At 62.4% G+C, this 23,196-nt stretch carries 23 protein-coding genes; 8 read left to right on the forward strand and 15 right to left on the reverse strand.

Annotated elements, in window-relative coordinates:
* Positions 1 to 33 precede the first annotated feature (33 nt).
* The 3 genes from ACRDT3_RS04905 to ACRDT3_RS04915 form a co-directional block, all read right to left on the reverse strand.
* Positions 34 to 1,395, reverse strand: a complete 1,362-nt coding sequence (locus ACRDT3_RS04905) for an MFS transporter (protein ID WP_431491911.1) — start codon at positions 1,393 to 1,395, stop codon at positions 34 to 36.
* An 87-nt stretch (positions 1,396 to 1,482) separates the two neighbouring features.
* Positions 1,483 to 2,496, reverse strand: a complete 1,014-nt coding sequence (locus ACRDT3_RS04910) for a PDR/VanB family oxidoreductase (RefSeq protein ID WP_431491912.1) — start codon at positions 2,494 to 2,496, stop codon at positions 1,483 to 1,485.
* Between the two features lie 40 nt (positions 2,497 to 2,536).
* The gene (locus ACRDT3_RS04915) at positions 2,537 to 3,631 is read right to left on the reverse strand and encodes a Rieske 2Fe-2S domain-containing protein (RefSeq protein ID WP_431491913.1); all 1,095 of its coding nucleotides are present in this window, start codon (positions 3,629 to 3,631) and stop codon (positions 2,537 to 2,539) included.
* A 169-nt stretch (positions 3,632 to 3,800) separates the two neighbouring features.
* On the opposite strand from ACRDT3_RS04915, the gene ACRDT3_RS04920 reads away from it, so the two are divergent.
* The gene (locus ACRDT3_RS04920) at positions 3,801 to 4,382 is read left to right on the forward strand and encodes a PadR family transcriptional regulator (protein ID WP_431491914.1); all 582 of its coding nucleotides are present in this window, start codon (positions 3,801 to 3,803) and stop codon (positions 4,380 to 4,382) included.
* Positions 4,383 to 4,440: 58 nt separating this feature from the next.
* Here the strand turns inward: ACRDT3_RS04920 and ACRDT3_RS04925 are convergent, their stop codons facing one another.
* The 10 genes from ACRDT3_RS04925 to ACRDT3_RS04970 form a co-directional block, all read right to left on the reverse strand.
* On the reverse strand, positions 4,441 to 5,310 hold the full coding sequence (locus ACRDT3_RS04925; RefSeq protein WP_431491915.1) for an ABC transporter ATP-binding protein: 870 nt from the start codon (positions 5,308 to 5,310) through the stop codon (positions 4,441 to 4,443).
* Positions 5,300 to 6,073, reverse strand: coding sequence for an ABC transporter permease (locus ACRDT3_RS04930; RefSeq protein ID WP_431491916.1), 774 nt, complete (start codon positions 6,071 to 6,073; stop codon positions 5,300 to 5,302). Before ACRDT3_RS04930 ends, ACRDT3_RS04925 begins: the two co-directional genes overlap by 11 nt.
* A complete protein-coding gene (locus tag ACRDT3_RS04935; protein WP_431491917.1) occupies positions 6,070 to 6,903 on the reverse strand; it encodes an ABC transporter permease in 834 nt (277 codons plus the stop codon). Before ACRDT3_RS04935 ends, ACRDT3_RS04930 begins: the two co-directional genes overlap by 4 nt.
* Positions 6,900 to 7,874, reverse strand: a complete 975-nt coding sequence (locus ACRDT3_RS04940; protein WP_431491918.1) for an ABC transporter substrate-binding protein — start codon at positions 7,872 to 7,874, stop codon at positions 6,900 to 6,902. The genes ACRDT3_RS04935 and ACRDT3_RS04940 overlap by 4 nt, the downstream gene beginning before the upstream one ends.
* Positions 7,875 to 7,957: 83 nt before the next feature.
* On the reverse strand, positions 7,958 to 8,956 hold the full coding sequence (locus ACRDT3_RS04945; protein ID WP_431491919.1) for an ABC transporter substrate-binding protein: 999 nt from the start codon (positions 8,954 to 8,956) through the stop codon (positions 7,958 to 7,960).
* A gap of 217 nt (positions 8,957 to 9,173) precedes the next feature.
* Entirely contained in the window at positions 9,174 to 10,691 is a 1,518-nt protein-coding gene (locus tag ACRDT3_RS04950; RefSeq protein ID WP_431491920.1) for an acyl-CoA synthetase, read from the reverse strand.
* A gap of 62 nt (positions 10,692 to 10,753) precedes the next feature.
* Positions 10,754 to 11,209, reverse strand: coding sequence for a MaoC family dehydratase (locus ACRDT3_RS04955; protein ID WP_388024459.1), 456 nt, complete (start codon positions 11,207 to 11,209; stop codon positions 10,754 to 10,756).
* Positions 11,210 to 11,263: 54 nt separating this feature from the next.
* On the reverse strand, positions 11,264 to 12,451 hold the full coding sequence (locus tag ACRDT3_RS04960; protein WP_431491921.1) for an acyl-CoA dehydrogenase family protein: 1,188 nt from the start codon (positions 12,449 to 12,451) through the stop codon (positions 11,264 to 11,266).
* The gene (locus ACRDT3_RS04965) at positions 12,451 to 13,341 is read right to left on the reverse strand and encodes an amidohydrolase family protein (RefSeq protein WP_431491922.1); all 891 of its coding nucleotides are present in this window, start codon (positions 13,339 to 13,341) and stop codon (positions 12,451 to 12,453) included. Before ACRDT3_RS04965 ends, ACRDT3_RS04960 begins: the two co-directional genes overlap by 1 nt.
* Before the next feature lie 17 nt (positions 13,342 to 13,358).
* A complete protein-coding gene (locus ACRDT3_RS04970) occupies positions 13,359 to 14,282 on the reverse strand; it encodes an SDR family NAD(P)-dependent oxidoreductase (RefSeq protein ID WP_431491923.1) in 924 nt (307 codons plus the stop codon).
* 133 nt (positions 14,283 to 14,415) lie between these two features.
* Between ACRDT3_RS04970 and ACRDT3_RS04975 the strand changes: the two genes are divergently transcribed.
* The 7 genes from ACRDT3_RS04975 (at position 14,416) to pcaC (ending at position 20,471) form a co-directional block, all read left to right on the forward strand.
* Complete coding sequence (locus tag ACRDT3_RS04975; RefSeq protein WP_388024465.1) at positions 14,416 to 14,889, forward strand: MarR family winged helix-turn-helix transcriptional regulator; 474 nt, start codon at positions 14,416 to 14,418, stop codon at positions 14,887 to 14,889.
* Between the two features lie 164 nt (positions 14,890 to 15,053).
* A complete protein-coding gene (locus ACRDT3_RS04980) occupies positions 15,054 to 16,250 on the forward strand; it encodes a 4-hydroxybenzoate 3-monooxygenase (protein ID WP_431491924.1) in 1,197 nt (398 codons plus the stop codon).
* A gap of 40 nt (positions 16,251 to 16,290) precedes the next feature.
* Complete coding sequence (gene pcaH / locus ACRDT3_RS04985; protein ID WP_431491925.1) at positions 16,291 to 17,139, forward strand: protocatechuate 3,4-dioxygenase subunit beta; 849 nt, start codon at positions 16,291 to 16,293, stop codon at positions 17,137 to 17,139.
* Entirely contained in the window at positions 17,140 to 17,718 is a 579-nt protein-coding gene (gene pcaG, locus ACRDT3_RS04990; protein WP_431491926.1) for a protocatechuate 3,4-dioxygenase subunit alpha, read from the forward strand.
* A 144-nt stretch (positions 17,719 to 17,862) separates the two neighbouring features.
* Complete coding sequence (locus tag ACRDT3_RS04995; RefSeq protein WP_431491927.1) at positions 17,863 to 19,269, forward strand: lyase family protein; 1,407 nt, start codon at positions 17,863 to 17,865, stop codon at positions 19,267 to 19,269.
* Positions 19,251 to 20,048, forward strand: a complete 798-nt coding sequence (locus tag ACRDT3_RS05000; protein ID WP_431491928.1) for an alpha/beta fold hydrolase — start codon at positions 19,251 to 19,253, stop codon at positions 20,046 to 20,048. The genes ACRDT3_RS04995 and ACRDT3_RS05000 overlap by 19 nt, the downstream gene beginning before the upstream one ends.
* Positions 20,049 to 20,066: 18 nt before the next feature.
* Positions 20,067 to 20,471: a 4-carboxymuconolactone decarboxylase gene (gene pcaC, locus ACRDT3_RS05005; protein ID WP_431491929.1), complete on the forward strand. Its 405-nt coding sequence runs from the start codon at positions 20,067 to 20,069 to the stop codon at positions 20,469 to 20,471.
* 161 nt (positions 20,472 to 20,632) lie between these two features.
* On the opposite strand, the gene ACRDT3_RS05010 is transcribed toward pcaC, so the two are convergent.
* Positions 20,633 to 22,111, reverse strand: a complete 1,479-nt coding sequence (locus ACRDT3_RS05010) for a type I restriction-modification system subunit M (protein WP_431491930.1) — start codon at positions 22,109 to 22,111, stop codon at positions 20,633 to 20,635.
* Positions 22,108 to 23,070, reverse strand: a complete 963-nt coding sequence (locus ACRDT3_RS05015; RefSeq protein ID WP_431491931.1) for an Abi family protein — start codon at positions 23,068 to 23,070, stop codon at positions 22,108 to 22,110. Before ACRDT3_RS05015 ends, ACRDT3_RS05010 begins: the two co-directional genes overlap by 4 nt.
* Between the last annotated feature and the right edge of the window lie 126 nt (positions 23,071 to 23,196).

Consider the following 23,196-nt stretch of genomic DNA (forward strand, 5'->3'; position numbering starts at 1 on the left):
GGTGCTTGGCTTCCATTGTCCAGCAAGCCCGGGCTATTCGGCCTTGGCCGGCTGCGCAGCGGCATCTGCGGCGGCTGGTTGCTGCCGGTTGCCCGTTCCCGGCGAGCGCAGCATCCCCAGGGCGGCCGCGGCAACCAGCACCACGATGCCCACACCCAGATAGAGCTGGCCGGCGGTCCACGAGGCATCAAGCAAGCTGCCGGCAGCCAGCGGGGCGAGGATGGCGCCGAACCGGCCGATGCCGATGGCCCACCCGACGCCTGTTCCGCGCGATTGCGGAGCGTAGGAGGCCGGGGCCAGGGTGTACAGGCCGGCAACGCAGCCGTTGATCAGCATGCCGACCAGGACGCCGAGCACGAAGGCCAGGGCGAGGATGCCGGCGGCCGAGATGAAGACCACCATGAGCACCGAGGAAAGCACGGTGAACGCGATGAGCACCTTGCGAACGGCCCATTTGGCGGTCAATGCGCCGAAGAGCAGGGAACCGAAGGTGCCGCCCAGGGTCAGCATCAAGCCGCCTACCACGCCCTGGCTTTCGGTCATGCCCGCGGTAACCAGCAGCTTCGGGGTCCAGCTGTTCACGAAGTAGAAGCCGAACATCACGGCGAAGAAGGAAATCCAGATCACCGTGGTCACCCGGCGGGTATCCGGCGAGAACAGCGCGAGCACGGCGTTGCCGCTTCCCTTGGATCCATCGTTGCCCTGCTCGGGCAGGACTACGTCCTCGGCACCCAGGCGCATCTTGCGTGCCAGCTGGCCCAGCTTCTGGCTGGTTCGCGCAGTACGCCGGGTCAGCAGGAAGTCCACGGATTCCGGAACGACGGCCAGCAACGCGAAGAAGGCAGCCATCGTGAGCACGCCGCCGAAGATGAAGACCGAGCGCCAACCATAGTGCGCCTGCAGCCAGACTGCGGCCATGCCGCCCAGGGTGGCGCCGACACCATAACCAGCGGTGTAGATGCTCACGGCCATGCCGCGCCAGCGCCCATTGGAGTATTCGCTGGTGATCACGTTGGTGCATGCCAGGATGCCGCCGACGCCCAGGCCCGTGACGATACGCCAGATGGCAAGGGCCGTCATGGAATCTGCGGTGGCGGAGAGGAACATGCCCGCCGAAGCGAGCGCGGTGGTGCCCAGCAGCATCGGGCGGCGTCCGAACAGGTCGGCAAATGGGGCCAGGAACAACGAGCCTGCGGCCATGCCAAAGAGACCCGCGCTCAGCAGCACGCCCAGCGCGGCTCCGTTCAACGAGAATTCTTCGGATACCTGGTTCGAGGTAAACGCCATGGCCAATACATCAAAACCATCGAGGGCGTTCAAAAAAGTGCAGACTGCAACGACCAGCCATTGGAAGGCCGACATCGGTGAATTTTCAATTCTCTGCTTGATGTCCATGGGGAACTATCTCCAGTTTCGGGGTGCACCAAGCCGCCCGCCGAGCCGTTTCTGCCTGCCGGCGGTGGTGCCAAGATGGGAATTCAGCTAGTTCGGTTCGATGGTGACCACAGCAGGCCCGCCACCGGTGGCGGCATCGGCTTTGGCACCGGTCGCCGAAGTAATGGCCCGTGAAACGCAGCAGTTCATCTTGCTCGACTGGCGTTTTTGCCGTTCGGAGTAGAACACGTCGCGATGGTCGATCTGCCCGGTGATCTCGGTGATGCGCACCTCGCACAATCCGCATTCGCCCTTGCGGCAGTCGGACATCATCTGCGCCCCGGCATCTTCCAAGGCCTCAAGCATGGACCGCCCCTGCGGAACGGCCACTTCCAGGCCCAGCTTGGGAACCCGGACAATGAATTCTTCGGGGTCATGCCAGCCGGAGTTGCCAAAGGTTTCATAGCGCAGCGCCGAAGGTTCCAGCTCGCGCTCTACCCAGCCCCGGCGAACCGCATCCATGAGCCGGATCGGCCCGCACATGTACAGTTCCGTTTCCTGTCCAGCACGTGCAAGCAACTCGTTGACCTTCAGCGGCGTGCCCTCGTCATCAACGTGGACTTCCAGCCGGGAACCGTGCTCGGTTTGCAGTTCGGACAGGTAGGCCATGGCCGAACGCTTGCGTCCGGCGAAAACCAGCGTGTAGTCAGCCTTCAATCCCTTGAGCACCGAAGCCATATTCGCCATGGCGGTGATGCCAACTCCCCCGGCCAGCAGGATGTAGTGCTTGGCTCCCACGCGCAGCGGGAAGTTCTGCAATGGCTGGGTGATCTGCAGCCGGTCCCCCACCGACAGCTCGTGCATGTAGGTCGACCCGCCCCGGGACAGCGGCGCCTTGAGCACGCTGATCGCCAGAGTTGTTCCGTCGGCGCTGGATTCAACTACGGAGTAGGAACGCTTGGCATCATTGCCGTTGATCTGTACCGCCAGATCAATGTGGGAGCCTGGCTCGGCGCGCTTGGGCAGCTGCGGGGCGAGTTCAATGCGCTTGATCCCGTCGGCCACCTCCACGATGCGGGTGACTGCCGCGTCCTGCCAGACTTCAATATTTGTCGCTGCCATTGCGTTGGCACCAACCTTTCAGCTTGAGCGCGGGAACCGGCTAGGCGCGGGCGGACTGGTTTGCTTCGGCTGCGAGCATGCCGTCGAGGATGCGGCGGACCCACATGCCTCCGGCGTCGATGTTCAGGTTGTAGAACTCGTAGTCCGGGTTGGCATCGATGGCTTCCTGCTGGGCCTTGAGCATCGCTTCGTCTTCACCGAAGACGCCATGCACGCCGTCACGCAGCTGGGTGGTGATCAGCTGGCTGTCCAGGCAGTAGTTGCGCATGAACGCCCAGAAGTAGTGCGAGGAGCGGTCGGTTTCCGGGGTGATGGTGTTCATGACGAAACCATTCACGCCTTGGCTGCGGTCGCCTTCCGGTGCGCCGGTGCCGGCCTTGGCCACACCCACGTCAATGGTGATGGTTGCCGGTGCTTCGAAGTGGATGATCTGCCAGCGGTCTACCTTGCCCTCGAAGCCAGGGAATTTGTCGCGCATATTCTTCAGCCAGAACGGGGGTGCATCGATATTGTGCATCCAGCGGGTGACGGTGACCTTGTTGCCCTCGTGCGTGGTGATGAATTCCGAGTCGCTGAGCTCATCCTGGCCAATCGAGGAGGAGTGCACGAATTCCTCATGGGTCAGGTCCATCAGGTTGTCCAGGATCAGCTGGTAGTTGCAGTCCGCGGCAATGGTCATGCCGTCGCCTGCCCATTGGTCGGAAGACATCTGGTGCATGTCCGGGACCAGATCCGGGTCTGCCAGGGATGGGTCGCCCATCCAGATCCACACGTAGCGGTAGCGCTCGACCAGCGGGAAGGAGGGAACGGTGGCCGAGGGGTTGATGGTCTCCTGGGCGGGCATGGAGACGCAGCGGCCAGCGGAGTTGTAGACGATGCCGTGGTAGGGGCACTGCAGTCCGTCTTTGCCTACGGTCTTGCCCATGGACAGCGGGGCCAGCCGGTGCCAGCAGGAATCGGCCAGCGCCACGGCCTTGCCGTCTTCGGTGCGGTAAAGGGCTACCGGACGCTTGGCGATGGTGCGGGACATGGGCTTTCGGGTGACCTCATGGTCCCATGCCGCTACGTACCAGGCATTGAGCGGGTGGCCCATGATCTTGGCGGTGGTGGTGCTCTTGGCTGCAACCTCGGTCATGGCAGTCCTCTCGATGGCGGATCCGGCTGCGCTCAGCCATGGCGGATCCAGTAGGTGATTTGCTCAAGGGTGGAATTCGGGAAACTATCTATGCACATAGATAGTTTGCATGCCATTAGAATAGCTATGCACATAGTGATTGGCAACACATTTCCGGAAAGAGGCGATTTTGAGTCTTCGCAACGCGCTGCTTTCGCTGCTGACAGTTGAGCCAATGACCGGCTACGACCTGTATAAAGTCTTCGAATCCTCGGTCGGGCACGTCTGGCACGCACCGGACTCGCAGATCTACCCCGAGCTGAAACGCATGGAATCCGAGGGGCTCATCACGGGCCAGGATGTACCGTGGGGTCCGCGCGGAAAGAAACGGCAATACACCATCACCCAGCAGGGCGTTGCCCAATTCAAGGGCTGGATGAACACCCCGCTGGAGTACGCACGCACCCGCGATCCGGCGCATCTCAAAGCGGCTTACCTGGAGTGGGCGGAACCCGAGGCCGCACGTGAGCAAATGCGCGGGCATATCGCTCATCACCAGTCCCTGCTCAAGCAATGGCAGGAACGGATCACCGAATTGGAGCAAGGCACGAATTCCATGCTCGCCAAGCGATTGAAGAGCACGCCGCGCAAGGACTGGGAGGCCACGGTTGCCTACAAGCGGTTCACCTATGAAGGCCTGATTGCCCGGGCAGAAGCCGAAATCCAATGGGCTACGCGCGGGCTGGAACTCATCGATCGCTTGAACGCCTGAGAACTGCTGGCGGGCGCAGGAAAGCCGCCGGTCCTGCATGGACCGGCGGCTCAGCTTGCTACTTGGGGTCCGTCAAGAACTTCGTCTTGGCTTCCCCAGGACGATGCCCCTGCTTGGCCTTCTGGATTTCGGCATAGACGTGGTGGCGGAGCTCGGTGAACCGCGGCAGCGACCGGGTCTCCAGCTGGTCTCGCTCTGCCGGCAGATCGATCAGGATATCCTCTTGCACCACGGTCGGCGAGGAGGAAAGGATGATCACCCGCTGGCCTAGGTAGATCGACTCGTCGATGTCGTGGGTTACGAACAGCACCGTCACGCCCAGCTTCTTCCAGACATTGCGGATCAAGTCCTCGAGGTCAGCACGCGTCTGCGCGTCAACGGCCGCGAACGGCTCATCCATCAGCAGTACTTCCGGCTGGTAGGCCACCGCGCGGGCGATAGCTACTCGCTGCTGCATGCCTCCGGAAAGCTGCCATGGGTAGGACTTGGGCACATGGGCCAGCCCCACCGCCTCCAGCGCCTCCTCGACCAGCTTCTTGCGCTCGGCCTTGGGCACCCCCGCATTCTTCAGCGGCAGCTCCACATTGTCCGCCACGCGCAGCCATGGGAACAGCGAACGGCCGTATTCCTGGAAGACCACGGCCATTTTCTTGGGCGGGCCAGTTACCTTCTGGCCGTCCAGCAGCACCTCGCCGCTGGTGGCGCCCAGCAACCCGGCAATGCACTTGAGCAAGGTGGTCTTGCCCGAGCCCGAAGGGCCCACCAGACAGACCAGCTCCCCGTGCCCCAGGTCAAAGGTCAGGTCGCGGACGGCTTCGATATCGCCGCCGTCAGTGTGGTAGACCTTCTTCAGGCCACGAACCGAAAGCAGCGCTTCGCCTTCTGGCAAGGTGCGTCCACCGGTGGTTCCATTCTGGCTAGACAGCATTTTCAACCTCTTTCAGACCGTTGTACCAGCGCAGCACGCGGCGTTCGATCCATTGGAAAATAAATGACAAGATGACACCGATCAGACCCAGCACCACGATGCCGGACCACATTTCCGGAACAGCGAAGGAGCGCTGGAACTGGACTATCGCGAAGCCCAGCCCGGAGGAGGACGCGAACATCTCGGAAATGACCATCAGGATCAGCCCGATCGACAGGCACTGGCGGATGCCGGCCATGATGGTCGGGGTGGCGCTGGGCAGCACCTGGTAGCGGATCCGCGAGAAACCGCTGATCCCGTAGGAACGGCTTGTTTCGTTCTGCACCGGGTCGATGGCGCGCACGCCTTCGATGGTGTTCAGCAGCACCGGCCAAACGGCTCCGGAGATGATGACTGCGATCTTCATTCCGTCGTTGATGCCCACCAGCAGCATCAGCACCGGAATCAGCACCGGCGGCGGCAAGGCGCGGAAGAATTCGAAGACCGGCTCGGTGATGGCCCGTGCGGTGCGGTTCAAGCCCACCAGCAGGCCCAGCAGCACGCCGAGCACGATGGCCCCGAGCACGCCGAAGACCAGCCGCTGAATGCTTGGCAGCACATCGGTGAACATCCGTTCGCCGATCCAGGTCTCGATAAAGGTCCTAACCAGGTCGGCCGGGGTGGGAACGAAGAAGCTCGCTCCGCCCAGGGTGGCGGCAACCCACCAGAGGACCAGCAGGATAGGCAGAGCCACGAGGAAGGTCAATGACTTCAGGGTTCTCATGCGATGACTTCTCCTCGAACAGAGGCATGCCAGGAGAGCACGCGCTTCTCGACCACGCGCATGCACAGGTTGATCACCACGCCCAGCAGGCCGGTGGCCACGATCAGCGCGTACATTCCGGCAATTGCGCCGCCGGATTGGGCCAGCTGGATTTCCTTGCCCAGTCCCGGGGAACCGATGATCAGTTCCGCGGTGATCGCCAGGATCAGCGCTACCGCTGCTCCCAGGCGGATGCCGGTCATCAGGTACGGCAGCATGGTGGGGAAAATGACGTCGCGAATGCGCTGGAAACGGGAGAACCCGTAGGAGCGGGCTGTCTGCATCGCCACGTTGTCCACATCCGCGACGCCGTAGAGCACCTGGATCAGCACCTGCCAGAAGCAGGCGTAGATGATCAGCATCAGCGAGGACTCGATCTTGGTGCCGAACATCAGCACCGCCAGCGGGATCAGCGCCACCGATGGAATCGGGCGCAGGAATTCGATGGTGGAGTTGGTGGCGCGGCGCAGGAAGGACGACATGCCGATGGCCAGGCCCAGCACCAGTGCCAGCAGCACGGCGATGGCCAACCCGATGAACCAGGCGAGCAGGGTCTCGCCCACAGCCACCCAGAAGGCCGTCAGCATGAAATCGGCGAACAGCGTCATCAGCACTTCTGAAGCCGGTGGCAGGTAGGCGGCCTGGACGATTCCCAGCGCCGGGATCAGTTCCCAGATGCCGAGGAAAATCACGATGCCGATCAGCCCCCACACCCCGTTGGGCACCGCCGAGCCGGTTCTTGCGCGCTTGGCCCTGTGCGCCCTCGCAGGTGCTGCGCTCGTGGCACTCATGGCAGCAGCTTTTCCAAGTCAACCGGCTTGGACAAGGTCCCGTAGCTTTGCGCCGCGTCGCCGAGCTTCTGCACGGCCTCGCGGTTGAAGTCGGCGCGGAAGCGCGGCAGCACCATTTCAGCGCGGACTTCCTCGCTGATCTTGGTGTACGTGCCGACGATGTCGCGGACCTCGTCGGGGTTCTGCTGCGCGTAGTCCAGCGACTTGTTCATCGCCCTGGTGAACTTCTGCGCCACCTCGGGATTTTCCTGCGCATACTGCGCCGACGTGAAGTAGCCGGCAACATCCAGCTCCGGATCGAATTCGGCGAAGTTCGCCGACAGCATTTTCGCTCCGGCGTCCAGGGCCGAGCTCTGGAATGGCTCCAGGATCCAGGCCGCATCGACAATGCCGTTCTCCAGCGCTGCCGGGGCATCAGGGAATGGGACCTCGACGAATTCGATGCTCCCCGGGTCTCCCCCGTCTTCTTCGACGATCGACTTGATGGTGGTGTCGCCGATATTCGACAGGTTGTTGACCGACACCTTCTTGCCGGCCAGGTCCTTCGGCGAGGAGATCTTGGAATTGCCCTTGACCAGCACGGAGCCGACATCCGAGGTGCCATCTCCCGTAGTGGAGATGCCATTGGCAACGAATTTCATGTCCAGGCCCTTGTCATTGGCGACCATCACGGAAATGAGGTTAGAGAAGGCGAAATCGTAGCTTCCGGATTGAATACCCGGGACGATGGCCGAGCCGCCGGTGGCGGTTTCGATTTCCAGATCCAGGCCTTCGTCAGCGAAGAACCCCTTGGCGTCCCCGAGCCAGATGGGTGCGGTATCCACGATCGGGATCACGCCGACGGTGATTTGCTCCAGCGAGCCCTGGGCATCGGCGGAGTTGTCCGCTCCGCCGCTGGGTGAACCGGAGCTGCAGGCGGCCAGCGCGAGCACGCAGATGGAAGCGAGTGCGAACTTGAGCGAGTGTTTCATGGCGAATTCCCCCATTGTGGTGCGATTGCCGCTGCGTCCCCGGCTTCCCGGGGCCGCAGCAGCGTGAGTGCAAAGCAGTTGGATTACTTGATGACCAGCTGGTCCATGTCCGGGGCCTTATCCAGGAATCCGAACTTGGCCGCCAGCTCGCCGAGCTTGGTCAGCTCGGGAAGCGGGGTTTCAGCCTGCCAGGTTTCCATCAGCAGTCCCTGGGCCACCTTGGCGTCCATGTTGATGAAATCGGGAAGCATGGCGCGGGCGGCATCCGGATCGCTTTCTGCCGCTTCGAGCACTTCTGCCATCGCGGCCTTCCAGTTCGTGATGACCTCGGGGTTTTCCTCGGCGAACTTGCCGCTGGTGAAGCTGACCATGGTTGGCATGCCGGCAATGGCATCCTGGTTCGGGTAGCCCACCAGCTCGTTGTCCTTGTTGGCCAGCGCGCGGGAGAGGAATGGCTCTGGGACCCAGATCGCGTCGACGTTGCCGCGGTCCAGCTGGGCTTCCATATCCGGGAACGGCATTTCGCTGAACTTCAGGTCCCCAGGATTGGCCCCGGCCATCTCCGCCGATTCCATGATGGTCAGATCGCCCTGGGTGCGCAGCGCATTGACCGAGGTGGTCTTGCCTGCTAGGTCCTTCCAGCCGCTGATTGCCGAGTCCTTGCGGGCAACTACGCCGTTGGCATCTTCGCCTGAGCTGCGGGACTCGGAATAGCCGGTGACGATCTTCATGTCCAGGCCCTTGTCCGCTGCGGTCATCACCGATAGCGGGTTTCCTACGGCAATGGCCAGTTCGCCGGTGGAAACTGCGGGCAGCATTGCCGCTCCGGCGTTGGAGGTGCTCAGCTCGACATCCAGGCCGTGCTTCTCGAAGGTGCCGGTATCGATGCCCTGCTGCACTGCTACCGACGGTGCGATGGGCAGGATGCCCACGGTGATCTTGGTCAGCGAGCCGTCTTCGGCGGCCGCGGAATCGCTTCCTTCGGCTTCCCCCGAGCCGGAGAGCGAACCTCCGCCGCAGCCAACCAGGCCCAGTGACAGGACTGCCGCACCTGCGAGTAATGTAGACCAGCGCTTATTCATATTTCCCCCTAGAAAGCCAGTGCCCCGGTCCCGAGTGGTAGACCGCGAAAAGCGTGTGATTTGAGACACATAACCAGACTAGGGTAATCATTGAAAAAGTCAATGGTTGACCTTGTAATGATTTAACTTCTAAGGCTGCAGGCCAGATCCTGGCCGATGGTCAATGGTCAATGGTTTCCAGCCCGGACGCTGCCATCAACGCCCGGGCTGGAAACCCTCAACTGTATTGCTTGCGCAGATCGGCTTTGCGGATCTTTCCGCTGGCCGTGCGCGGCAGTTCATCGAGGAATACTGCGGTGCGCGGAATCTTGTAGCGGGCCAGCCGGCCATTGAGATGGGCCACGATCTCCTCCTGGCTCAGCGAGCTTCCCGGCTTGAGCACGGCGATCGCACGCGGCACCTCGCCCCATTTATCGTCCGGGATCCCGATGACCGCGACAGACTCGATTTCGGGCAGCTCCATGATGGCTTGCTCGACTTCCGCCGGGTAGATGTTCTCACCGCCGGAAATAATCATGTCCTTCAGGCGATCCGAGATGAACAGGAAGCCTTCCGCGTCCACATGCCCGATATCCCCGGAACGGAACCAGTCGGGTTCGTAGAAGGCGCCGGCAGTAGCTTCAGGGCGGTTCCAGTATTCCTTGATGACATTGGGACCGCTGATCAGGATTTCGCCGACCTCGCCGGCGGGCAGCTCGTTGCCCAGGGAATCGGCAATGCGGATATCGGTGAAGAAGTGCGGCAAACCTGCCGAGCCCATTTTCGGACGGGAATGCGCGGCTTGCAGCAAGGTGGCTCCCGGTGCGGTTTCGGTCAGCCCGTATCCGCCGCTGAACCCCAACCCGCGGGCCTCGTAGGCTTCCAGCACACGCAGTGGCACGGCCGAGCCGCCGCAGGTGAGCATTTGCAGCGAGGACAAATCGGTGTCCGCCCACTTTTCGTGCTCGGCCAGGAGCTGGAAGGTGGTTGGCACCCCGGAAAGCTGGGTGACCTGGTAGCGTTCCACCGCATCCAGGACGGCAGCTGGTTCGAAGCGCTCCTGCAGAACCACAGTTCCGCCCTTGAGCAGCATCGGCAGGGCGCCCATGCCCAGGGCCGCCACGTGGAACAGCGGAGCGATGAGCAGGACCACCGATTTGCTGGTGATGTCGTAGTCCACGATGACGTTGTAGGAATTCCACGTCATGTTCGCGTGGGTGAGCACAGCGCCCTTGGGCGTGCCAGTGGTTCCCGAGGTGTAGAGGATGATGGCCGGGTCCTCGAGTTCCACGGCGATGTCCTCGTGCGCGGCATCGCCGGCCTGCAAAGCCCGCTCGTAGGAGCTGTCTTCGCAAGGAACCAGCGCGACGTCCCAGGCCCGGGCCACCGGGCTGCCGGCAATGGCCGCTTGCGCTTCATCGGCGAAGTTCTGGACATAGACCAGCACTTCGCTGCCCGAATCGCGCAAGGCGAAGTTCAGCTCCCGGGGAGCCAAGCGCACATTGAGCGGTACAAACAGCGCACCGAGCTGCGTGGCGGCGAACATGGTCTCCAGATAAGCAGTGTGGTTGGCCCCGAGGAACGCCACGCGGCTGCCCCGGGTAATCCCCTGGGCAGCCAGGGCACTGCTGAGCTTGTCGATGCGTTCTGCCAGCTGAGCGTAGCTCAGGCTGACTCCCGCGTGGATCACCGCAACCTGCTGCGCGGACTTCACCCGGCGCCGGTGGATCCAGTTGCCAAACCCCTTATTCAACATCTGTCACTCTTTTCATTAGGTCGATCGTTGCGGCTGTCGCGCTGGCCCAGCAGTGCTGCGCCCTAGGCGTAGAAGCGGTAGAGGCCGCGGGAGACCACGGCCGGCTTCGTGCCGCCCTCCACTTCGACCACCTGGTCCACTGCGATCTGGTATCCGCCCTTGACCTCTTCCACTTCGGCAATTACGGCCTTCATGCGGACCTTGGAGCCCACTGGCACCGGAGACGGGAAGCGGACTTTTTCCAGGCCGTAGTTGACCTTGGTCTTCACGCCGGTGACATCGAAGAGCTCGGTCCAGAAGGCGATCTGCAGGCTCAGGGTCAAATAGCCATGGGCAATCGGTCCGCCGAATGGCCCGTCCTTGGCCTTTTCCGGATCGGTATGGATCCACTGGTGGTCATCGGTCGCGTCTGCGAAGGTGTTGACCTGTTCCTGGGTGACCACACGGTATTCGCTGTAGCCCAGGTCCTTGCCCTGTGCGGTGGCGAGGTCTGCGTAATCCAAAATGGTCGGTGCCATGGTGTTTCTCCTGGTGTTGTGTTGATTGTTTGCGGAAGTTCGTTGCTGCCGGATTCAGCGGAAGGCGCTGACCCCGGTAATTGCCCGCCCGATGATCAGCGAGTTGATTTCGTGGGTGCCTTCGTAGGAATAGATGGCTTCGGCATCGGCGTGGTGGCGGGCCACGTTGTTCTCCAGCAGGATGCCGTTGCCGCCGCAGGCTTCCCTGGCCAGGGCCGCGGTTTCGCGCAGCATCCGGGCCGTGAACATCTTGGCCATCGCCGAGTTCTCGTCGCGGTAGATGCCGGCTTCTTGCTGCTGGGTCAGGCGCACCACCATGGCCAGGCAGGCGGTGGCGTTGGAGAGCATATGCGCCAGCTTTTCCTGGATGAGCTGGAAGGAGCCCAGCGGCTTGCCGAACTGGCTGCGCTTGGCAACGTAGTCGCGGGCCGATTCATAGGCCCCGAAGCACACGCCGGTGGCAATCCAGGCGACATCCGAGCGCATATTGCGCAGGCACGCAGCGACGTCCGCGAAGGAGTTGATCTGCGCCAGCCGCGCGGCGGCCGGGACCCAGGCATCGGCAAGCTCGATGTCGGCGTTCTGCATGATGCGCAGGCTGGTCTTGCCCGGGATCTTGCTCAGTTTCACGCCGGGCGCGTCCGTTGGCACCAGGAAGCACTTGACCTGCGAGTCGGCCTCGTCGCGGGCGAAAACTGCCAGCACGTCGGCTTGGCTGGCGCCACCGATCCAGCGCTTTGCGCCGTTGATCAGCCAGCCAGCTTCCCCGTCGCGCTGCGCCTGCTTTGCCGAGGTCGCCAGCCCTCCGGCGATATCCGAGCCGTGATCCGGCTCGGTCAGCGCGAACACTCCTTTATAGGCGAAGGAAGTGATCTGCGGTTCCAGCTGCGCAACCTGCTCTGGGCTTCCGCCCAGATTCACGGTGGTGCGGAACAGGCCCGACTGCGCGTTGTAGAAGGTGGCTACCGAGGCATCCATTCGGCCCAGCTCGAAGTTGCGGAAACCGGCATAGAGGCCCGAGGGGCGCTGGCCCGCTTCCAGGACTTCGGCAGGTTCCATCAGCTGGGCCTCGACCAGCGGCGCGATAATCTGCTCCGGGAATTCCCCGCGCTCCCAGTAGTCGTCGAGTACCGGGCCCACATGCTCTTCCAAGAGGGCACGCAGGCGCGACAGGGCATCGCGCTCCGCCTCGCTGAGCAGGTCCTTGAATCCGTAGAAATCGCTGGTGGCCACCGCTTCCATCAGCCCTGCACCCCCAGCACGCGAAGCGCATTGCCCTTCAGGATCCCCGGGCGGACTTCATCCTTCAGGTCCAGCTCGGCAAAGGCGCCAAGCCATTTCTGCGGAGTGATCAGCGGGAAATCGGTGCCGAACAGCAGCTTGCGCGAGAGCACGTTATTGCCCATCTTCACCAGCGAGGCCGGGAAGTACCTGGGGCTCCAGCCCGACAGGTCGATGTAGACATTCGCCTTGTGGGTGGCAATGGAATTCGCCTCGTCCTGCCAGGGCACCGAAGGGTGGGCCATGATGATGACCAGGTTCGGGAAGTCCGCGGCCACATCGTCCAGCAGCATCGGGTTGGAATAGCGCAGCTTGATGCCGCGGCCGCCGGGAAGTCCGGCACCCATCCCGTTCTGCCCGGTGTGGAAAATGCATGGCAGGCCCAGTTCCTGCAGCGTCACCCACAGCGGGTAGAAGCTCTCATCGCTCGGGTCGAAGCCCTGCAATGACGGGTGGAATTTGAAGCCGCGCACTCCCAGGGACTCGGCCTGGTACCGCGCATCGTCAATGGCCTGCTGCCCGCGGCGCGGATCAACTGAGCCGAAGGGAATCAGCACGTCATTGTTCCGGGCACAGCCTTCCACCAGATCCTCGATGGAGTTCGGATCATGCCCCAGCGCGGTGCGCGCATCGACGGTGAAGACCACTGCGGCCATCTTCAGGTCGCGGTACAACTGCGCGATGCTGTCGATGGACGGGGTCCGGTCCGCTGACTTGAAATACGCTGCCGAGGCCTCGAAGAGGTCTTCCGGCATGGCCTTGTGGCCGCATTCATCGACTTCAAGATGCACATGCATGTCGATGGCGTCCAGCGCCGCGAAGTCGATTCCGAGTTCATAACGTGCAGTCATGGCTTTTCCTCCGGGCGTTACTTGGCTGGTTCCGGGCGGAGTTCTTCAGGAAGCTCCGGGAACTTCTCGCCGACGGACTGCTGGTTGCCCGCGAACGGGAACCGCTCCTGCAGTGTTGCATAGTCCCAGCCGCCGTCGTGGAATTCCGAGGCGATGGCCTCGGGGTGGCTCCACAACTGCAAGCGGTCGCCGCCGGCGCCAATGGCCTGGCCGGTGATGCCGCCAGCTTCCTCGGAGGCGAGATACGCGATGAGCCCGGCCACGTCGTCTGCGGTGCCGAAGCCCAGGTCCTTGCGGAAGAAGTCCGGCATGACTTCGCCCCGCTCATCGGCTTCGACAGCCTTGGCGAAGAACGGAACGGTCTTGGTCATTTCGGTCGCGGCCACCGGGATGACGGCGTTGGCGGTGACGCCGGCGCGCTTCATTTCCATGGCCCAGGTGCGCACCATGCCCACGATGCCGGCCTTGGCCGCAGCGTAGTTGCTCTGGCCGAAATTGCCGCGCTGGCCGGTGGGCGAGCCAATGGCGATGACGCGGCCGGAGATATTGTTCTCCTTGAAGTAGCCGTAGGCCTCGCGGACGCAGGTGAAGGTGCCGCGCAGGTGGACGTTGATGACCAGGTCGAAGTCCTCGTCCGTCATTTTCAGCAGCGACTTGTCGCGCAGCACGCCTGCGTTGGTCACCAGGATATCCAGGCGGCCGAAGTTCTCCACCGCGCCGGCAACCAGCGCCTTGGCAGTTTCGGTGGAGCCCACCGCGGCTACGACGCCCGCGGCTTTGCCGCCGGCCTCGGCAATGGAGGAAACGGCCGCTTCCACAGCCGCCGGGTCTACATCGTTGATGATGACCGCAGCTCCCTGGCGAGCCAATTCTTGCGCGTAGCTCAGACCTAGTCCGCGTCCGCTTCCGGTGACGATGGCAACTTTCCCTGCTAGCGACATGAGTTCTCCATTTCAATGGGTGTTTCGATTGCTCCCCCTCGGTGAAAAGTGGGAACCTTGACTACATACATAAGAACTTTAATCCTTGAGAAAGTCAATGGTTTATTTTTTCATGAAAAGTGAGGATAATGGAGTGAGCAGCAAAATCACCGCCAAATCAGCGAAGGAAGAGCAGTTCATGAAATGCGACCTCGTGCAGGAGCTGAACTTCCTGGTGGCGCGCATGCGCTCCCTGGGTTCAAGCCGGGCCAACCACGCACTGAAGCCCCTCGGCCTGAAAGTGCGTTCCTACTCCGTGCTCTCTTTGGCATGCAGCGACATCATGCCGACCCAGCGCGACCTGGCAGAGTTCCTGGCCCTGGACCCGAGCCAGATCGTCCCCCTGGTGGACGGCCTGGAATCCGGCGGGCTGGTCTCGCGCATGCCGGATCCCAAGGATCGCCGCTCCAAGGTCATCGTGGCCACCGCTGCCGGGCGGAAGCTCTATGCGCAGGCCAGGAAGGTCACGAAGCAGAACGAAGATGAGACCCTCGAAGCGCTCACCCCCGGCGAACGCCTCCAGCTGCGCGACCTGCTATCGCGCGTCGCCTTGGCCGAGGCCGAGTAGCATCGCCGAAAGTATTCTCATTCATTGAGAATGCGCCTGTCTGCCGGGTCGCATGCACCGCATCCTTATGGAAGTTCTTCTTACTTCCTTAGACCACATGCATCGGTCCGGCAACGCAGCCGGGCGCTCGGCTTCTGGTCCAGACGACAGCAAGGCAGGGTCCCATGGTTCAGAATCCGCGCATCCTCAAGACCAAGGTCGGCATCATCGGCGGCGGCCCAGCCGGGCTCATGCTATCGCATCTGCTGGCCAAAACCGGCATCGAGAACATCGTCGTGGAAATGCGCGACCACGAGGCCATCCGCAACACCCACCGTGCCGGAATCCTCGAAGCCCAAGCGGTCAAGATGCTCACCGAGTCCGGCGTGGAAGGACGGGTCCTGACCCACGGCGACGAGCACGCCGGCATCGACCTGCGCTTCAACGGCGAATCCCACCCGCTGGACTTCCGCGACCTGGTCGATGCCACCGTCACCCTGTACGCGCAGAACGAGGTCTTCGTCGACCTGGCCGCGGCGCGCCAACGCGACCAGGGCGATGTGCGGTACTCCTGCGAAGTCACCGAGATCCTGGACATGGAGACCTCCACCCCGAAGTTCCGCTTCACCGATGCGCAGGGCAACCTCTTCGAGGTGCATGCGGATGTGATCGTCGGCGCCGACGGCTCGCGCTCCTTCGCCCGCCGCCAGATGCCCGAAACCCTGCGCAAGGACTTCAAGGTCGCCTACCCCTTCGCCTGGTTCGGCATCCTCACCGAAGCACCGAAATCCGCACCGGAGCTGATCTACGCGAACTCCCCGCACGGCTTCGCGCTGATCTCCCAGCGCAGCGACACCGTGCAGCGCATGTACTTCCAATGCGACCCGAACGAAGACGTGAACGCCTGGAGCGATGACCGCATCTGGGCCGAGCTGCAAAAGCGCGTGGACGGACCGGATGGCTTCCAGCTGAAAACCGGGCCGATCTTCGACAAGACCGTGCTCGGCTTCCGCTCCTTCGTGCGCGAACCGCTCTCCCACGGGCGGCTGTTCCTGATCGGCGATGCCGGGCACACCGTCCCGCCCACCGGAGCCAAGGGCCTGAACCTGGCCTTCGCCGATGTAAAGGTGCTCTTCGAGGCCCTGGACTCCTACTTCTCCACCGGCAGCGAGCAGCTGCTGGACGGCTATTCGGACCTGGCACTGAAGCGGGTGTGGAAGGCGCAGAACTTCTCCTACTGGATGACTTCCATGCTGCACACCCCGGTTGGCGGGGACCCGTTCATGGCCAAGCGCGCCCTGGGCGAGCTGGAAACCGTCACCTCCTCGCGGTTCGGCCAGCAGTACCTGGCCGAGTCCTACACCGGCTGGCCCCACGCTTAGAACCTCTACCCATCCTCCGCACCTTAGAAAGGAGCCCGCAATGAGCACCGAAACCGCACCGCATGACCGCAGCGAAGCCGAGTCCTTCAACAACTCGCATCTTCTGGACCCCGCGGCAACCACCGCCAGCCAGGAAGAAATCAGCGGCGAGATCGCCGATCTCCACGAGGCCTACCGCCAGGAGGTCCTGGCGGGCAAGAAGGCCGAAACCCAGCCGCGCATCGACTTCGCGCCCTACCGCTCCTCGCTGCTGCGCCACCCGACCAAGAACCTGCACCACGCTGACCCGGAAACCATTGAGCTGCACTCCCCGGCTTTCGGCCAGCGCGACGTGCATGCCCTGGAATCGGATCTGACCATCCAGCACAACGGCGAGCCGATCGGCGAGCGCATCGTGGTCGCCGGCCGCGTGCTCGATGGCGATGGCCGCCCGGTGGCCGGCCAGCTGGTGGAAATCTGGCAGGCCAATGCCGCCGGACGCTACATCCACAAGCGCGACCAGCACCCGGCCCCGATCGACCCGAACTTCACCGGCGTGGGACGCGCCATCACCGGCCCGAACGGCGAATACTCCTTCACCACCATCAAGCCGGCTCCCTACCCGTGGAAGAACCACCACAATGCCTGGCGCCCGGCGCACATCCACTTCTCGCTGTTCGGCACCGACTTCACCCAGCGCATGATCACCCAGATGTACTTCCCGGGCGATCCGCTGTTCAGCCTCGACCCGATCTACCAGGCGATCACCGACAAGGAAGCGCGCGACCGCCTGGTCGCCAGCTACGACCATGCGCTGACGTCCCATGAATGGGCGACCGGCTACAACTGGGACATCGTGCTCACCGGCTCCAACCGCACCTGGATGGAAGATGAAGAGGGAGAGAACTAAATGGCCAAGGCACCAGAACTGAAACTTGCCCCGACTCCAGGCCAGACCATCGGCCCGTTCTACGGCTACGCATTGCCGTTCGAGAAGGACAACGAGCTGGCCAGCCAGGCCAACCCGAACTCGGTACGCCTGCACGGGGTGATCACCGACGGCAAGGGCGAGGTGATCCCCGACGCGCTGCTGGAAATCTGGCAGGCCGACGAGAACGGCAATGTGGTTTCGCGCGATGGCTCGCTGGTACGCGACGGCTACACCTTCACCGGATGGGGGCGGGTGGCGGTGGATAACGTCGGGCACTACACCTTCACCACCGTGAACCCGGGCGCTACCGAAGAAGGCAAGGCACCGTTCATCATGCTCACGGTCTTCGCCCGCGGCCTGCTCAACCGCCTGTTCACCCGCATCTACCTGCCAGAGGACACCGAAGCGCTGGCCAACGACCCGCTGCTGGCATCGCTGGGCGAGGCAGAACGCGCAACGCTGATTGCGGCCCGCGAAGACGATGGCTCGCTGCGCTTCGACATCCGCCTGCAGGGCGAAAACGAAACGGTGTTCCTCTCCTACCCGCGCGAGAGCTAGAGGTTACCGCGCCACCCCGCTGGATTGCCCCAGCGCCCGCACTGTTACGGGCGTTGAAGCACCCGGCGGGGTTTGCCCGTTGCCGGGCATTAGAGTTCTAGATAGACGGCTTACACGCTCAACAGGTAAGAATCGAGGCACCGAATGGATGGCGCAGACTACGGCGTACTATCCCCCGCGTGGGCAGGTACTGCGGCAGCGGCCCTGGCCAGCGATGCGGCTTTCGTCCAAGCCATGCTGGATGTCGAAGCCGGATGGGTGCAGGTCCAGGCAGACGCTGGCCTGTGCAGCGTCCAGGATGCGCAGGCCGTGCGCGAGGTGGCCAGCGTGGACCGGTACGACCTGGCCTTGCTGGCCTCCAAGACACCTGATGGGGCCAACGCGCTCATCCCGCTGCTGGGCATGATGCGCGACCTGCTCCAGCACGACGGCGCAGCGAAAACTGCAAGCACCGCGTTGCACCGCGGTGCCACCAGCCAGGACATCATCGACACCGCGCTGATGCTGCTCCTGTCCAAGACCGTTACGCTCACGCTGGCAGATCTGCGCAGCACCGCTGGCGGGTTGGCTGCCCTGGCGCGGTCCCACCGCGGGACCGTGTGCATTGCCCGCTCGCTGACCCAGCATGCGCTGCCCACCACCTTGGGCTGGAAAGCTGCCAGCTGGCTCTCGGCCGTCCTGGACGCCGAGCAGCAGCTGGAAACCGCGGGCCAGCAGTTGCGCTTGCAGTGGGGCGGTGCGGTGGGAACGCTAGCCTCCCTGGAGCAGCTGCTCTGCGCCCAGCCGGAGCCAACGGCCACGAGCCAGGCGCTGAGCTCGGAGCTGGCAGGCCTGCTGGGCCTGAACGATCCGGGAACGCCATGGCATACCAACCGCATGCCTATTCTCCAGCTTGGCTCCGCGCTGGGTGCGGCCATTGCTGCGCTGGGTACCCTGGGCGCTGATGTGCTCACCGCAGCGCGCCCGGAAATCGGCGAGCTGTCCGAACCGCGCGAGGCGGGCAAGGGCGGTTCCTCTGCCATGCCGCAGAAGCAGAACCCGGTGCGCTCGGTATTGCTGCGCAATGCCGCGTTCAGTACTCCCGGTTTGCTCTCCACCCTTTTCACTGCGGCCGGCACCGCGGTGGATGAGCGCCCCGATGGCGGCTGGCATGCCGAATGGAGTGCCCTGCGCGAACTGGCCCGGCTGGCTTCAGGGGCGGCATTCCACGCTTCGTTCCTGGCCAACGGCCTGACGGTGAATCGCGCGGCCATCGAGCGGAACCTCGCCCTGGGCGGAGACGCGGTGCTCTCCGAGCGCCTCGCTGCCGTTCTGGCTCCGCTGGTGGTCGGCGGAAAACCGGCCATCCAGGCCCTGGTGCGCCGCAGCCTCGCCGAGGGCATTTCCCTGCGCGATCTGCTGCGCCTGGAAATCTCCGTGCATGACCTGGGCGACCAAGACCTCTACGAATTATTTGATCCGGCTGGCTACCTCGGTGCCGCGGATCGTTTCACCGAAACCGTACTCGCCGATTACTCGGCACGGAAGGAATCATGGCAGTCCCGCAACTAACCCCATCCTTGCTGCACACCGACAAGGCACTTCCCACCCTCATTGTCGGCCCATCGCTGGGCACCGCGGCCCTGCCGCTGTGGGCCCCGGCCCTGCCCTACCTCAAGGAAAAGTTCCAGGTCATCGCCTGGGATCTTCCAGGGCACGGCGAAAGCAAGCCATCCACCGAGGCATTCTCGCTGGCCGAACTGGCTACCGGCGTCACCAGGGCCGTCGAGGCGCTGCGCGCCGATGGCGTCATCTCCGAGGACGGAAAACTGTTCTACGCCGGAGTATCGGTAGGCGGGGCCACCGCCCTGCAGCTGGCCGTAGACCACGCCGGCTTCTTCAACGCATTGTCCTCCATCTGCTCTGCCGCGAAGATTGGCACCCCCGAAGGGTGGACCGACCGTGCCGAGCTGGTCGCCAAGGCCGGCACCCCGACCATGGTTGCCGGTTCTGCCGAGCGCTGGTTCGCACCGGGATTCATCGAGAAGGAACCGGTGATCAGCACCGAGTTGCTGCACAGCCTGCAGAACGCTGACCGCTTCGCCTACGCCCACGCCTGCGGTGCCTTGGCAGGATTCGACGTGCGAGATCAGCTGGCTTCAACCAGCGACCCGATTATTGCCATCAACGGCGCACAGGATCAGGTTTGCCCTCCGGCAGACGCGGAATTCATCGCCGAAAATGCACCCCAGGGAACCATGGCGGCCATTGATTCGGCAGCCCACCTGGCCCCGGCCGAAGCACCCGAAGAGACTGCGGCCTTGCTGGCCGAGTTCTTCCTGGCCAACTAGTAGCGAGGACTTGCAGAAATGGCTGATTCACCGCGCCTTCCCGGCGATACCTATGATGCCGGCATGGAAGTACGCCGCCAGGTCCTGGGCAACGAGCACGTCGACCGTTCCACCAAGAACTCGAATGAGTTCACCGACGAATTCCAGGAAATGATCACCCGCTACGCATGGGGCACCATCTGGACCCGCGACGGCCTGCCGCGCACCACCCGCAGCGCCATCACGCTGACCGCAATGATCGCCGGCGGCTACTGGGAAGAGCTGGAAATGCATGTGCATGCGGCATTGCGCAATGGCATGGCTCCCGAGGAAATCAAGGAAGTCTTCTTGCAGTGCGCCATCTACTGCTCCGTTCCGGCAGCGAACGTGGCGTTCAAGATCGGCAAGAAGGTGCTGGACGAGTACGCGGCAGAGGCAAAGTAGACTTCTAGCTCAACGCAAGGTGCCGGGCAACCTTAGAATTGATTAATTCGAAGGTTGCCCGGCACCTTTTGGCGTTTTTCCGAGTAATCTTAGTGATATCGCCCGTGAATCAGCATGCCCCGGCATCCAGCCTGCCCACGGCGGAGGCGTGGTTCTGTTGGCTACACTCCTGCGGAAAGCTCCAGTGCTGCAGCGACTGCTTCGAATTCTGCCAAGGCAGCGGAAAGGTCTTCAACAATCTCACGGGCGATCACTTCGGGAGCGGGCAGGGAGTCGAGGTCCTCAAGGGAATTATCGCGCAGCCAGGTGATGTCAAGATTAACCTTGTCCCGGGCGATCAGCTCGTCATAGGTGAAGGACTTCCATCGTTCAGATTCAACTCTATCCTCGCGCGATGCTCCGTGCAGATATGACTCAACGAACTCGTCCAAATGCGCACGACGCAGCGGGTTCTGCTTGAGCGTGAAGTGCTGATTGGTGCGTAGGTCGTACACCCAGACCTTTCGGGTCCACGGTACCTCGCTCGCGGTCTTTTTATCGAAGAACAGCACATTGGCCTTCACCCCCTGTGCATAGAAGATGCCTGTGGGCAGACGTAGCATCGTATGCAGGTCAAAGTCGTTCAGCAGTTTGCGGCGCAGGATCTCACCGGCTCCGCCCTCGAATAGGACGTTGTCGGGTAGTACCACGGCAGCTCGGCCGTTGATGTCGAGGATCGTCATAATATGTTGCACAAAGTTCAGCTGCTTGTTCGACGTGGTCGTGACGAAGTCAGCCCGCTCAATGTCGGTATCCTCCGTCGCCTCCCGGCCGTCTGTACCGACCATGGTCATCGACGATTTGCGGCCGAATGGCGGATTGGAAAGCACTACCGAGTACCGATCACCGGGATCGGCGATCAGCGCGTCGCGTACGTCGATCAGTGAGTCGCCGGTCGGTGTGCCGATGCCGTGAAGCAGCAGATTCATCGCGGCAAGACGTGCGGTGCCATCGACCAGCTCGGTACCGTGCGCGAAGTCGTCGCGCAACCGATTCCGTTGAATTGGAGTCAGATGCTCGGCATCCTTTGAGGCGTGGTCATGGGCAACAAGCAAGAATCCACCGGTACCGCAGGCGGGGTCGATCACCGTGTCGTCGGCCGTCGGACGGACGACATCGACAATTGTCTGGATCAGGTCACGGGGGGTGAAGTACTGCCCTGCACCCGACCCTTTGTCAGACGCGCCCTTCGCGAGCATTTGCTCGTATGCATCGCCTTTCAAGTCAGTACCCGAGGCCGACCACTGTTCCTTGTCGATCAAGTCAACGATGAGGCGCTTGAGCTTCGCGGGGTCTTGGATGCGATTCTGGGCCTTACGGAAGATCACACCCAACGTGCCTGGCTGGTTTGCGAGGCCAGAGAGGATGCGCATGTACTCCTCCTCCAGATGCGCGCCTTCGGCATCCAGAAGGTGTTGCCAGGAGTATTCCTCGGGCAAGATCTGCTGCGGCTTTAACTTCCGGGTTGCTTTCTCGTGTGCCATCTTGAGAAACAGCAGATAGGTGAGTTGCTCGATGTAATCGAGCACGCCCACACCGTCATCGCGAAGTAGGTTGCGGAAAGAATCGAGTTTGCCGACCAAGCGTCGGGAATCGGTCATAGTGGCCTCCTAGACCAGAGTGGATTATTGCGCCATCCCTCAGGGAATCCCATTTCCCCTTCATGGCGTCCGTTAATCGGGGCGAAAGACGTTTCCACAAGATCTTTAATCTTGTTTCGCCATTTTGTTCCCGGCGATGCCGATTCCAGCAATACGCCCATCAAGCAGAGCGCTCCGTAAAGTCGCTCGCTCTGCCCCACAGGCAACGAAGAAAGCTCTGCAATCGTCCGCAACCCGGCCGTGCCCACTGGGGTGAAGGAACGGTTCCATAGCCGGGCGTGATGTGCACTGGTGTTTCGAACAATCGCAATTTGCTCAAACCACCTCACGAGAGGATGGTTTTTTAGTGCCTTATGCGCCTGATTTTTTGACAGCTGATCGACGTCTACGTGCACCCCCATCCCCACAGATACTTTCCATTGCTCACTTGCCGGCAGCGCTTCGAACAGCCTCGAGACGTCTGCAAAGTCAAGTACCTCTGACAAGACCCAGATGGGAAGCTGACCACCATATTTAAGATCATGGTGCCGAACAGCCTCGTTACGTTTACGTGCCCGTTCGACGCGCCCCTCGATGGTTTTCAACCACCGCGCATGATCAAATGTCGGGCGGAAATGTGACGGTTCAAGATATGCCAGCGGATCGATTTGCCCTAGTACTTCGTTAAGTTGCGTGCGAAGCATGACCTCGATACGTTCCACACCATCGTGAATGAAAGTCCGTAGTTTTCGGTCGAATTCATACAGCGCCACCACATCATGGAAGGATGTCCCCGCTACGAACGTGTCACTTCTACATCCTTGGACAAGTTCGCGATAGGGATACCAGTAGCCACTCAGCCGGTAGTACCCGACAGTCAGCAGCCATTGGGTGGCGAGGTCGACATCAAGATGCATCCCCCGCTGCTCAATTTTTTGAAGATGATGAGCGAGCGTTCCATACGGTTTCGTGGGGTTCATCGCACCAACCACCGCACAAAAGAGATCCAGCCCACACCAGATAACTGGGCGGGCTGAACTGTTATTGCAATTCTAGCACCGTTTTGGTCTGGTTCGATGGAGAATCCCCCCGTTGCGCGGCGCGGA

The organism is Glutamicibacter sp., assembly GCF_050701915.1.
GTDB lineage: Bacteria > Actinomycetota > Actinomycetes > Actinomycetales > Micrococcaceae > Glutamicibacter.